The following is an 11,880-nucleotide window of genomic DNA, read 5'->3' as shown; positions in this document are numbered from 1 at the left end:
AAAAAGTAGGCTTAAAGCCTTGTACTATAAGGCTTTAAGCCTACTTTTAGCAACAAATTTGTCTATTACACCGATATTCTTTAATATTGTTATTTGAATAAATAAACAAAGGTTGCCAAATGGCAGCCTTTGTTATATGTGTTTTTTACTCTAACACTTTACCTTTTAGTTCAGGAACTAAGAAGAATGTTGCTAACATATCAATCAAATAGATTAAAGCAAGAAATGCAATCGCGAGTTGGAATGAGTAAGCAGAAACTAAAGCACCCACTACCACTGGACCGAAACCACCCACAGCACGTCCAATATTAAAGAGAACATTTTGTGCTGTTGCTCTTGCTTTGGTTGGATAGGCTTCTGACATTAATGCACCATATCCTCCCATCATACCGTTTACAAACATTCCTAAGAACGCACCAACAATTAACATCAATTCAGGCGTGGTTAATTGTGAATAAAGGATAACACTAATAATTGCACCTAGTTGGAAAGTAAGAAAACTTGGTTTACGTCCAATACGATCGGCTAATTGACCGAATAGCCAAATACCACACATCATTCCTAGAATTGTAACAGCAGTCCACATACCTGATTTAGTCAAACTAAAACCAAGTTGTTTAGATAGGTAATTAGGTAACCAAATCATAATACCGTAGTAACCAAAATTCTGGACTGAAGTGAGAACAATAACCCCTAAACTGACTTTACAGGTTGCTTTATCTTTGATGAGTTGTTTAAATGAAGTGAGGAAAGAAGTTGATTGTTGTGTAGCTTGTTTTTTTACAAAAAGTTCTGGTTCATGGAGATGAGAACGTAAGTACCAAGCAATAAATGCAGGAATGATACCAACCATAAACATACCTCGCCAGCCAATATGAGGCAATAATGCTGGTGTTAATAACGCTGCACCTAACACACCAACTTGCCAACCTAATGCCACATAAGCAGATGCTCTGGCACGGTGTCTAGCAGGCCACGCTTCAGCGGCTAATGCCATTCCAATACCAAATTCACCCCCTAAACCGATACCAGCGATAGTACGATAAATTAATAAATCCCAATATCCTTGAGCAAAGGCACATAAACCAGTAAAAATTGCAAATAAGACGATTGTCCAAGTTAATACCCGTACACGCCCAAAACGATCGCTTAATGCACCAAAGATGATTCCACCAGCAACTGCACCAATAAGTGTCCAAGTGACTAACGAACCAGCTTGTGCGGGAGTAAGAAGAAGATCAGAAGAAATTGCGGTGAGCATAAAGCCCAAGATGAGAAGATCAAAGCCGTCCATTGCATAACCGACAGCAGAACCGAGTAAGGCTTTCCAGCCATACGCATCAACTTTTTGTTTCATAAATTGTCCTTTGTTGCTCACGGGCAACTTGATTAACTGTAAAATAGCTTCCTGCCTCACGGGGCAAAAATTGGCTAATTTTAGGCTGATTTTTTGAGTGATGCAAGGGGGAAGAGTAGGATTGTGGGGAAAAATAAATAACGGTTATCTTTTGGTATCGAAAGGAGATAACCGTTATTTTATATAGTGATGAGTTAAATTACCGTTTCCAGTTCTTCAACGCATCTGCAAAAGCATTACCCATTGCGGATTGTTGATGAGAAGTGGTTCTTTTCGCAGGTTTAGCTTTATGTTCAGTAGTGGATTCCGCACGAGTGGCTTGTTCATTTAGTCGCATAGTCAACGCAATACGTTTCCGAGCAACGTCAACCTCTAACACTTTCACTTTCACAATATCGCCTGTTTTCACTACGTCATGCGGATTTTCGACAAATTTTTCACTTAATGATGAAATATGCACAAGACCGTCTTGATGTACGCCAATATCAACAAATGCACCGAAATTGGTTACATTGGTTACAGTTCCTTCTAAGATCATACCCACTTTAAGATCGCTAATTTGTTCTACCCCCTCTAAGAAAGTTGCTGTTTTGAACTCACCACGTGGATCTCGTCCTGGTTTTTCTAATTCTTTCAAAATATCGGTTACAGTAGGTAGCCCAAAACGCTCATCAGTGAATTGATTTGCATTTAATTGGCGAATAGCAGAGGCATTTCCCATTAATTCTGTTAGTGATTGTGCGGTAGCTTGCAGAATTTTTTCCACAACAGGATAGGCTTCAGGGTGTACACTAGATGAATCTAGTGCATTTGTCCCATCAAGAATTCGCATAAATCCGGCACATTGTTCAAAAGCTTTTGGTCCTAAGCGAGGCACTTTTTTTAGCTGCTCACGGCTAGCAAAACGCCCATTTTCATCACGATAAGCCACAATATTTTGTGCTAAGGTTTTCGTCATACCAGCAACTCTTGCGAGCAAAGGCGCAGAGGCAGTATTTAAATCAACTCCAACGGCATTTACGCAATCTTCGACTACCGCATCAAGTTTGCGAGCGAGTTGGCTCTGATTAACATCATGTTGATATTGCCCTACGCCGATAGCTTTTGGTTCAATTTTTACTAATTCAGCTAGGGGATCTTGCAGGCGGCGTGCGATCGATACCGCACCACGTAACGATACATCAAGTTCTGGAAATTCATTTGCGGCAAATTCTGAAGCTGAATAGACAGATGCACCTGCTTCGCTTACGACGACTTTTTGCGCTTGCCAATCTGGTTTTGCTTTTAAAATGTTTGCTACAAACCGCTCTGTTTCTCGTGAAGCTGTACCATTGCCAATCGCAATCAACTCGACTTGATATTTCTTGCCAAGCTGATAAATCGTTGTTGCTGCTTGCGCTTCCTGACCTGTATGCGGATAGATTGTTGCCGTATCGAGGAGTTTCCCTGTGTTATCTACAATTGCAACTTTCACCCCTGTGCGTAATCCAGGATCTAACCCCATCGTATTTTTAGCACCAGCAGGCGCAGCCATTAATAAAGCAAATAAATTTTTCGCAAATACATCAATCGCTTCCTCTTCGGCACGTTCACGCAATGCCGCCATTAATTCGGTTTCTAAATGTAAAGCGACTTTGATTTTCCATGTCCAAGATACTACTTGTTGACGCCAGCTGTCCGCAGGTTGTCCTGTAAATTGTACGTCTAAATGCTGGCGGATAATCTCCTCACAATAACTTGCACTATTCTCTTCTTGCGCAGGATCCGCATTTAATGAAAGGGTTAAGATCCCCTCATTGCGACCACGCAACATTGCTAATGCGCGGTGCGATGGGACATTTTTTAATAATTCGTGGTGATCAAAATAATCACGGAATTTCTCACCTTCCTCTTCTTTGCCAGCAATGACTTTTGCCTCTAATTCTGCATTATTACTGAGATAGTTACGCACTTTGGCTAATAATTGGGCATCTTCGGCGAAACGCTCCATTAAGATATATCTTGCCCCATCTAATGCAGCTTTACTGTCAGCGATCCCTTTATCGGCATTAACATAATCTTGAGCCACTGTTTCAGGGTGCTGTTGTGGTTCATTCCAAAGCAAATCTGCGAGTGGTTCAAGCCCTGCCTCAATCGCAATTTGTCCACGAGTACGGCGTTTTGGTTTATAAGGTAGATAAAGATCTTCTAATTCAGTTTTGCTTTGTGTCGTTTCAATCGCTTGACGCAATTCTTCTGTCAATTTGCCTTGTTCTTCAATCGATTTCAAAATGGTTTGGCGACGATCATCTAATTCACGCAAATAGATTAAGCGAGTTTCAAAATGACGTAATTGGCTATCATCTAAACCACCCGTAACCTCTTTACGGTAACGAGCAATAAATGGAATCGTATTTCCCTCATCTAACAGCGAAATCGCCGCAAGAATTTGTTTACTTTGAACATTTAGTTCATCAGCAATAATTTGGCTAATAGTTTGATTTAACATAGTTTTACTTCAAAAATAAAAAATCACCGCGCAATTATAGGCGGTGGTTCATAGTAATAAAAGAGAATGTTTCGAGAGAATATGGCGTTTTAATTAAGATTAAAACGCCAGTAATCCATTATTCCTTATAAACAATCCCTGAATTGGCTTCAAATTTGTTGATATCAATTGGTGAATTTTCTTGGAAGTAGGTTTTTAAACTATCGGCATCAACATAGCCAGTATTAACGTAAGTTGGATTATTCGTTACCACTGGGTAACCATCTCCACCAGCAGCACAATAGCTTGGTAAAGAAACCCGATAGGTTTTTTGTAGGTCGATTGGCTCACCATGAATTTTTACGTCAGAAATCTGTTTTGCTTTACGATCAACAGTCATAGTAATGCCATAGAATTGTGGATAAGCGCCAGAATCAACCTCTTTTAATGCCACAACCTTGAGATAATCGAGTAGGTCTTTACCATTCATTTCAAAGTAACTAATGATATTACCGAATGGTTGTACAGAAAGAATATCTTTATAAGTCACTTTACCAGCTTCAATTGATGTGCGAATACCGCCAGAATTCATAATTCCAATATCGGCTTTAACACGCTCTGCTTGTGAGCGAGCGATAAGTTGCCCTAAATTAGTTTGGTGGAAACGAATAATATCTCGATCCCCCTCTAAGTGACCATTTACGCTACCAACTTCTTGGTTTAATAATTTATCGCCTTTGTCTTGGTAGGTTTGTAAATGCGCTAACAATTTTGGATCTGCTGGGATCTCTTCTTGATATAAAACATACTCACTTGAGCCATCCGCTTTTTTCACTTTATGTTTTAAATTAATCGGAATGAGCTGGTACTTTTCAAGGGTAAGCTTGCCGTTACGGAAACTGAAATCAGCTCGTCCAACATATTTACCCCATTCACCTGCTTGCATAATCCATGTCCCATTTTCAAATAGTGGTTGGCAGCTATCGCCAGGTTTAAATTTGTCATTAAAACTACCGTCTGGATTGATACAGACTGTGTCGTGTGTATGACCACCTACCACAATATCAAATGCACCTTTTGGTAACTCTCGCACCATAGACACATCACCAGGAGCATTTGAACCGTAATTGGCATTATGGTAGTAGCCCATATGTGTTAAGGCGATTTTAATATCGACAGGCTTTTTGTTGTGTTTGAGATCAGCTAATACTTTTTTGGCTGCATCAGTTGGACGTTCAAATTTGACGGCGGAAATAAATTCAGGATTGCCTAGTTTTGCGGTATCTTCTGTACTTAGTCCTACCACCGCAATATTTAAATCTTGTTTATGCAAGATGGTGTAAGGCTTAACTAATGGTTTACCTGTTTTTTGATTGAAAATATTAGCAGCAAGGAATGGGAATTTCGCCCATTTTTCTTGCATTTCTAATAATTGCAATGGATTGTCGAATTCGTGATTTCCTAGTGTTAGAGCTTCATAGCCAATCATATTTAATGCATCTAAATCAGGCTTGGCATTTTGTAAATCAGACTCTGGTACTCCAGTATTAAAATCGCCTGCATTTAATAGAATGACAGATCCACCTTGTTGTTTTACTTCTTGGCGAATTCGATCAATTAATGTTTTTTGTGCGGCTAAACCATATTCACCATTTTTATTTGCCCAATAATGGCCATGAATATCATTGGTATGTAGTAGTGTGAAATGATAAGTATGATCTTTTTGGTAAGCATAGGCAAAAGAAGAAGTAGCCAATAATGTGGCTAGTGTTGATAGTTTGAGGACATTGGTCATTTTCATCGGGTTGCTCCTTTCATTGATGACTTAATATTTTAAACTGAATGGAATTTGTTGACATTGCTCTGCTTTGTCCGTTAATCCTAAAACATAGGTTGCTGAATATTCGGTAATAAATATATCTTTAAATAACATAATAATTTCAATTGAAGATGGGTAAGAACAATCACCATATTGAATAGGTTGTTCAGTTAATGAACGTAATTGTGCCCTGATTGCAAGATTATAACCATCATTTGTTAGATATAAATCTCGGTAAGTCAAAATGAGATTGTCATACGGTATTGTTTTTGTTAGTCGTTGTTCAATATGTAATTTCCATTGGATCAGTTGATTTATCGAATAGATATTGTTTTGCAAAAATATTTCTTTATTTTCAAGGATATGATTAGTAATTCTTTGTTTTGTTTCTTCTATAAAAGGATCGCTATCTTTAAGGGTAAAAGGATACTGGCTAAGCGTCATTTTTACAGGCCTACTAAATGAATATTTCCAATTTTCTGGCTTAGTTTCATCCAGTAAGCAAGCAATAAAGTTGTCTGGTGTAAAAGGAAGTGATCTAAATATTACTTCATAATTTGGTTTGCAATAAAAATGTCTTTGTTGTGCGTGCCAATAGTAAGTTAATTCATAATTTTCCATAGGATAGGTTAATGATTGTTCTTGGTTGGCATTATTCTTTGTCGAGTAGCCATCTTTATCATTAATATTGGCTAGTGCATTAAAATAATTGGTAAATGGTTGATAAAAATAGAATAAAACAAAAATGATCAATGAATAAGTACAAATAGCTCCGTAGAAAGTTTGATAGGTTGCGTTATATCTTTTAGTCAAAATTAAGTAACTAAAATGAGATAAGCCAATGATGATGCTTGAGATAAAAAACAACGATTCAAACAGGAGCAGTATGAGATTTCCTACGGGATCGTGCAACATTAAAGAAAATGGTATAAATAGACTAAGCAGAATGGCAAGACTGGAAGCAAGATAACTTGCAGTTAGTGTTGTTGTAAAAATATTTTTAAATGTCAACGCAGCTAAAAATACAATCACATTAAGATAGATAAATAGAAAAAAGTTATCGGTACTAATAATGAAATACGAAATAATCAGGTTAGCTAATATGGTTGTTAAAAACAAAAAGAGCTGTTTAATAATCAGCGAAAAGCGAAAAATAAAACTAATGAGTAATAGTGTCGCAGCGACCCATAAGTGAGTAATAAAAAGGTTTTCTTTTAAAAAGAGGAAAGTGTCATTTAGATAAGAAAATTTAATCTTAAACAACAATAAAATAAATAATGTGAATAGCGTGAGTGAAAATTGGAAAAGAAGACAAAAGTGGTTGGTTTGGTTCTTGTCTGAAGAATCGGATCTTGCCGAGAGTGGAATCATTACAATCGTGATAATGGCTATTGCAAGCAACCAGTATAAAAATAACTGACCATTAAACGAAAGTAACGATTTAATTATTTCTGTTGCTGCATAAGCAATAATCACCGCAGCAATAATCGGCTTTTTTAGCTTTATTTGATTAAATAGATAGATAATACAAGCCAATATTAAGGTTGATAGTTGTAAGAATCGACTGAATGAATAGTAATCTTTGATAAAGTTAGAAATAAATAAATCGATGAAAACGACTAAGAAAAGTGTCGCAAAATTTTTTAGGATATGCTTTTGGGTGAAATGTGCAAATATATGAAAAATAAGATAAAAAATGAAAGATTGAAAAATTAAATCAGTAAAGTCATTCAGTATTGGCATAAATTATTTATTAATCCAATCTTTTATGATTGTATGAGGATAAAAAGCCATACGTTGTATCTTAGCTAAGCTTTGAAATTAAAGCCAGTCAAAGATTGATTTTTCTGGGAAAAACGGTAAAATTCTACGGCTTTTTCTATTTGGTATTTTGTTAATAAAAGATCCAAGTATATAAAGCAATCAACGCCCCTACTTCGAACGGGGTTTTCTTTTTTTACTATCAATATTTTAGAGGAAGGTTATGGTAACCATTCGTTTATCTCGTGGCGGAGCTAAAAAACGCCCATTTTATCAAATTGTCGTTGCAGACAGTCGTTGCCCACGCGATGGCCGTTTCATCGAACGTATCGGCTTCTTCAACCCAATCGCTGCTGGTAAAGCAGAGCGTTTACGCATTGATTTAGATCGCGTAAATGAATGGGTTGGTAAAGGTGCATCTTTATCAGATCGTGTTGCAACTTTAGTTAAAGAAGCACAAAAAGCAGCTTAATTTTGTAAGCAATAGGTGGCGAGAATGGAACAGCAAAAAATCGGTGTCGTAGGTAAACTTGGTTCGACTTATGGTATTCGTGGTTGGTTGCGTGTTTATTCTTCTACCGAATATGCAGAAAGCATTTTTGATTATCAACCGTGGTTTTTGAACATTAAAAACCAATGGCAACCTGTAGAAATTGAAGGTTGGCGTCATCATAGTCAAGATTTGATTGTGAAATTAAAAGGGGTTGATGATCGAGAGTACGCACAGACATTGGCCAATATTGAAATTGGCGTGGATTTGAATCAATTACCTGAGTTAGAAGAAGGGGATTATTACTGGCATGATTTAATTGATTGCCAAGTGATTAATCTACAAGGTTATCAATTAGGCAAAGTTACCGAATTGATGGAAACAGGTTCTAATGATGTATTAGTGGTTCAAGCCAATGCAAAAGATGCTTTCAGTAAACAAGAACGGTTAATTCCGTATATAGATACAGTAGTTAAAAGAGTAGATCTCAGCACCAAAATAATTGAGGTGGACTGGGACGCTGGTTTCTAACCTCAGGCAATCCTGTTGGCTTAATGAACATTGAGGTATCCATATGTGGATTGGGGTAATTACACTTTTCCCAGAAATGTTTAAAGCTATTACAGAATTTGGGGTAACAAGTAGAGCCATAAAGCACAATCTTCTGCAGGTAAATTGTTGGAATCCTAGAGATTTCACCCATGATAAGCATAAGACCGTAGATGACCGTCCTTATGGTGGTGGTCCAGGTATGCTGATGATGGTGCAGCCATTGCGAGATGCGATTCAGGCAGCAAGAGCAGAAGCTGGGGAAGGCGTAAAGGTTATTTATCTCTCTCCACAAGGGCGTAAATTAAATCAAGCAGGTGTTGAACAGCTTGCACAAAATCAAAAAATGATTTTGGTATGCGGGCGTTATGAAGGCATCGATGAACGCTTGATTGAAACTGAGATTGATGAAGAATGGTCAGTCGGTGATTATGTCTTAACAGGAGGAGAACTACCTGCCATGACGTTGATTGATGCTGTATCACGTTTTGTACCAGGTGTATTGGGCAAGCAGGCTTCTGCTGAAGAAGATTCTTTCGCAGAGGGATTACTGGATTGTCCACACTATACCCGACCTGAAGTGCTTGATGGGATGACTGTACCGCCAGTGTTGATGTCTGGCAATCACGAAGAAATTCGTAAATGGCGATTAAAACAGTCGCTAAAACGAACGTGGTTACGCAGACCTGAGCTATTAGAAAGCCTAGCTCTGACTGACGAACAAAGGTTGCTGTTACAACAGGCTCAACAAGAGCAACAACAGCAAAAATGATAGATTCAGTTACATCTAGGAATAAAAGGTAATTTTATGAGTAACATTATTAAACAACTTGAACAAGAACAATTAAAACAAAACGTACCTAGCTTCCGTCCAGGGGACACATTAGAAGTTAAAGTATGGGTTGTTGAAGGTAGTAAAAAACGTCTGCAAGCGTTCGAAGGCGTGGTTATTGCAATTCGTAACCGTGGCTTGCATTCAGCATTTACCTTACGTAAAGTGTCTAACGGTGTTGGTGTTGAACGTGTATTCCAAACTCACTCACCAGTTATCGACAGCATCACTGTGAAACGTAAAGGTGCCGTTCGTAAAGCTAAACTTTACTACTTACGTGAACGTAGTGGTAAGTCTGCACGTATTAAAGAACGTTTAAATTAATTTGTACTCAAATAATAAACCCTTGCTTTGGCAAGGGTTTTTTATGCGTTAATTGGTTGTTTATACCTGTAACCAGAAAGTTACTGGACCATCATTAGTTAATGAAACCTGCATATCTGCTGCAAATTTTCCAGTTTGTACTGGCACGGTTTGGCGGCATTTTTCAATAAAATAGTGATAGAGTTGTTCTGCTAATTCTGGGCTGCCTGAGCGACTAAAACTTGGACGTAAACCTTTTTTAGTATCAGCCGCTAAGGTAAATTGCGACACTACCAATAATTCTCCTTGTACTTGTTGTACATTGAGATTCATCTTGCCATTGTCATCACTAAAAATACGATAATTTAGCACTTTCTCGATTAAACGATCAGCTTTGCTTTGATCATCTTCTTGTTCAACGCCAAGTAGCACTAAAATACCTTGTCCAATTTGCCCAATAATTTGTTGATCCACCACGACATTTGCTTGGGTAACACGTTGAATAAGTGCGATCATCTTTTTTCTCCAGAGTGTGTTTTGCTAATGAGTTTTTGATAAAAAGAATTTAAATCTATATCTTGCGATTCATCACGATGAATCCGTTGTAAATCATCAAGCACTGCGGTGAGCTGAGCGCCAAGTAAAACAAACGTCCAACTAAGATGAATCCACAAAATCATAATTGGTAAGGTTGCTAATGCCCCATAAATCAGTTGATAAGAGGGAAATGCTTGCATATACCAAGTAAAACAGGCTTTGCCAAGTGTGAAGAAAATGGCGGCGATTAATGCCCCACAAGCTGCGTGCTTGATGTTGACTTTCGTATTGGGGACAACGGCATAAATACAGGTAAAAGCTAGCCAAGCTAAGAAAAATGGAATAAAGCTGAGGAGTTTTAAACCAAAAGGAAGTCCTGTTTTATAGGTAAAAAGGCTGCTTGAAAAAATATAAGAACTTACCCCAATACTGGTCGCAATAAAGATAGGACCAAGCGTCAGAATCATCCAATAAATCGAAAAAGAGTAAAGTGCAGATCGTTTTTTACTATTCGCCCAAATATCATTGAGCGTTGTATCAATTGATTTAATCAACATTAATGCCACAATGATTAACCCAACAATACTAATTGCACTCATCTTTTTGGTATTGGCGATAAACATTCGCATATAGTGTTCAACAGTGCTGCTAACTGATGGGGCAAAATTGGTAAACATAAATTGTTCAAGATCTTTAATTAGATCATTAAATACAGGAAAAGCAGCGAAAAAGGCAAAAATGACCATAAATAGTGGCACGATTGCTAACATCGTACTATAAGTGAGAAAACCAGCCGCTTGCGAAAGTTTATTTTGTTTAAAACGGAATAAAAAGATTTTAATAAGAATGGTTAACTTCTGAATAAGTTGTTGTGGAAGTTTTTGCATTAATTACCTCGAAACAAGTCAGGGCGAATGGCTAGCCAATTACGCAATAGTGTTTCGCCATATTCAGTCATAAAAGATTCTGGATGAAATTGTACCCCATAAATAGGGAGATGACGATGTTGCATTGTCATAATCACTCCCTCTTCACATTCTGCAGTGATTTCTAATTCTGCTGGAAAATCTTGTTTTGCCACTGCCCAAGAGTGATATAAACCAATTTGGCTTTGTTGTGGGATATTGTGCCATAAAGGTGAGTTTGCTGTTTGATATAATCGTTTATTTTGCCCGTGGCGAACATCGGTCAAATTATAGAGTGTCGCACCGAAGTATTGACAAAGTGTTTGATGACCAAGACAAACGCCTAATATGCTCATTTGGTGTTTCGCTTGCTCAATCAACGCAAATAATTGTGGATAAGCACTTGGAACATCAGGACCAGGAGAGAGTAATAAGTGCGAATAATGATCTAACTTATCAAACGGTATCTGTTCGTATTGCATAACTTCAAATGCAGATAAAGGTAATAGTTTACGCAATAAATCGACGAGGTTGTAAGTAAAAGAGTCGTGGTTGTCGATCAGTAATAACATAGAATTTTTAACGATCAAGAGAAAGAACATTATTTTAATCTTATCTGTGGATAAGCAAAAGAACATAATAATAACGTTTGTCTCTTGCATTGTGTTTTACTCTATTTTTGTCTTCTATTTATGGTTGAATACTATTGGAACATTTATCAATTCTTAATGTTAATAAAAAATTAAATAATTGTTTTTTTCTTTTTATAAGAGTATCCTCTGTGCCCTAAATCGATTTAGCAAAAATGGATTTTGTTGTAATAAAGACAAAATCTCTGAAATTTACTAATAAAGTATAGT

General features: G+C 37.3%; 10 protein-coding genes and 1 pseudogene. 4 read left to right on the top strand and 7 right to left on the bottom strand.

Going from position 1 to position 11,880, the window contains the following annotated elements; all coding sequences use genetic code 11:
* Positions 1 to 145: 145 nt before the first annotated feature.
* The 4 genes and pseudogenes from ACFFHT_RS02770 to ACFFHT_RS02755 form a co-directional block, all read right to left on the bottom strand.
* Complete coding sequence (locus ACFFHT_RS02770; protein ID WP_382373265.1) at positions 146 to 1,357, bottom strand: MFS transporter; 1,212 nt, start codon at positions 1,355 to 1,357, stop codon at positions 146 to 148.
* A 315-nt stretch (positions 1,358 to 1,672) separates the two neighbouring features.
* Positions 1,673 to 3,845 (bottom strand): annotated as a pseudogene (locus ACFFHT_RS02765) (Tex family protein); the annotation flags it as partial.
* A 118-nt stretch (positions 3,846 to 3,963) separates the two neighbouring features.
* The gene (gene ushA, locus ACFFHT_RS02760) at positions 3,964 to 5,619 is read right to left on the bottom strand and encodes a bifunctional UDP-sugar hydrolase/5'-nucleotidase UshA (RefSeq protein WP_382373269.1); all 1,656 of its coding nucleotides are present in this window, start codon (positions 5,617 to 5,619) and stop codon (positions 3,964 to 3,966) included.
* Between the two features lie 30 nt (positions 5,620 to 5,649).
* On the bottom strand, positions 5,650 to 7,386 hold the full coding sequence (locus ACFFHT_RS02755) for a hypothetical protein (RefSeq protein WP_382373263.1): 1,737 nt from the start codon (positions 7,384 to 7,386) through the stop codon (positions 5,650 to 5,652).
* A 241-nt stretch (positions 7,387 to 7,627) separates the two neighbouring features.
* On the opposite strand from ACFFHT_RS02755, the gene rpsP reads away from it, so the two are divergent.
* From rpsP to rplS, 4 genes are read left to right on the top strand one after another with little or no spacing between them, the layout of a single operon-like run.
* Positions 7,628 to 7,876, top strand: coding sequence for a 30S ribosomal protein S16 (rpsP, locus tag ACFFHT_RS02750; protein ID WP_382373261.1), 249 nt, complete (start codon positions 7,628 to 7,630; stop codon positions 7,874 to 7,876).
* A gap of 24 nt (positions 7,877 to 7,900) precedes the next feature.
* A complete protein-coding gene (gene rimM / locus ACFFHT_RS02745) occupies positions 7,901 to 8,425 on the top strand; it encodes a ribosome maturation factor RimM (protein ID WP_382373259.1) in 525 nt (174 codons plus the stop codon).
* Between the two features lie 43 nt (positions 8,426 to 8,468).
* On the top strand, positions 8,469 to 9,215 hold the full coding sequence (trmD, locus tag ACFFHT_RS02740) for a tRNA (guanosine(37)-N1)-methyltransferase TrmD (RefSeq protein ID WP_382373257.1): 747 nt from the start codon (positions 8,469 to 8,471) through the stop codon (positions 9,213 to 9,215).
* 36 nt (positions 9,216 to 9,251) lie between these two features.
* Complete coding sequence (gene rplS, locus ACFFHT_RS02735) at positions 9,252 to 9,599, top strand: 50S ribosomal protein L19 (protein WP_382373255.1); 348 nt, start codon at positions 9,252 to 9,254, stop codon at positions 9,597 to 9,599.
* Positions 9,600 to 9,659: 60 nt separating this feature from the next.
* Here the strand turns inward: rplS and dtd are convergent, their stop codons facing one another.
* The 3 genes from dtd to ACFFHT_RS02720 are packed head-to-tail and all read right to left on the bottom strand — an operon-like array spanning position 9,660 to position 11,592.
* Positions 9,660 to 10,094, bottom strand: a complete 435-nt coding sequence (gene dtd, locus ACFFHT_RS02730; protein ID WP_382373253.1) for a D-aminoacyl-tRNA deacylase — start codon at positions 10,092 to 10,094, stop codon at positions 9,660 to 9,662.
* Positions 10,091 to 11,002, bottom strand: coding sequence for a virulence factor BrkB family protein (locus ACFFHT_RS02725; protein WP_382373251.1), 912 nt, complete (start codon positions 11,000 to 11,002; stop codon positions 10,091 to 10,093). Before ACFFHT_RS02725 ends, dtd begins: the two co-directional genes overlap by 4 nt.
* The gene (locus tag ACFFHT_RS02720) at positions 11,002 to 11,592 is read right to left on the bottom strand and encodes an anthranilate synthase component II (protein WP_382373267.1); all 591 of its coding nucleotides are present in this window, start codon (positions 11,590 to 11,592) and stop codon (positions 11,002 to 11,004) included. The genes ACFFHT_RS02725 and ACFFHT_RS02720 overlap by 1 nt, the downstream gene beginning before the upstream one ends.
* Positions 11,593 to 11,880: the final 288 nt, after the last annotated feature.

Origin of the sequence: Gallibacterium melopsittaci (assembly GCF_042433085.1) — a bacterium.
Classification (GTDB): domain Bacteria; phylum Pseudomonadota; class Gammaproteobacteria; order Enterobacterales; family Pasteurellaceae; genus Gallibacterium; species Gallibacterium melopsittaci.
Note: the sequence above shows the minus strand (reverse complement) of the source record. Positions and strands in the feature narration are given on the sequence as shown.

What these genes read in the sequence shown, in the direction of transcription:
- ACFFHT_RS02725 (WP_382373251.1), bottom strand. Translation starts at nt 11,002, where the DNA reads ATGCAAAAACTTCCACAACAACTTATTCAGAAGTTAACCATTCTTATT.
- ushA (WP_382373269.1), bottom strand. Translation starts at nt 5,619, where the DNA reads ATGACCAATGTCCTCAAACTATCAACACTAGCCACATTATTGGCTACT.
- trmD (WP_382373257.1), top strand. Translation starts at nt 8,469, where the DNA reads ATGTGGATTGGGGTAATTACACTTTTCCCAGAAATGTTTAAAGCTATT.
- ACFFHT_RS02755 (WP_382373263.1), bottom strand. Translation starts at nt 7,386, where the DNA reads ATGCCAATACTGAATGACTTTACTGATTTAATTTTTCAATCTTTCATT.
- rimM (WP_382373259.1), top strand. Translation starts at nt 7,901, where the DNA reads ATGGAACAGCAAAAAATCGGTGTCGTAGGTAAACTTGGTTCGACTTAT.
- ACFFHT_RS02770 (WP_382373265.1), bottom strand. Translation starts at nt 1,357, where the DNA reads ATGAAACAAAAAGTTGATGCGTATGGCTGGAAAGCCTTACTCGGTTCT.
- rpsP (WP_382373261.1), top strand. Translation starts at nt 7,628, where the DNA reads ATGGTAACCATTCGTTTATCTCGTGGCGGAGCTAAAAAACGCCCATTT.
- ACFFHT_RS02720 (WP_382373267.1), bottom strand. Translation starts at nt 11,592, where the DNA reads ATGTTATTACTGATCGACAACCACGACTCTTTTACTTACAACCTCGTC.
- rplS (WP_382373255.1), top strand. Translation starts at nt 9,252, where the DNA reads ATGAGTAACATTATTAAACAACTTGAACAAGAACAATTAAAACAAAAC.
- dtd (WP_382373253.1), bottom strand. Translation starts at nt 10,094, where the DNA reads ATGATCGCACTTATTCAACGTGTTACCCAAGCAAATGTCGTGGTGGAT.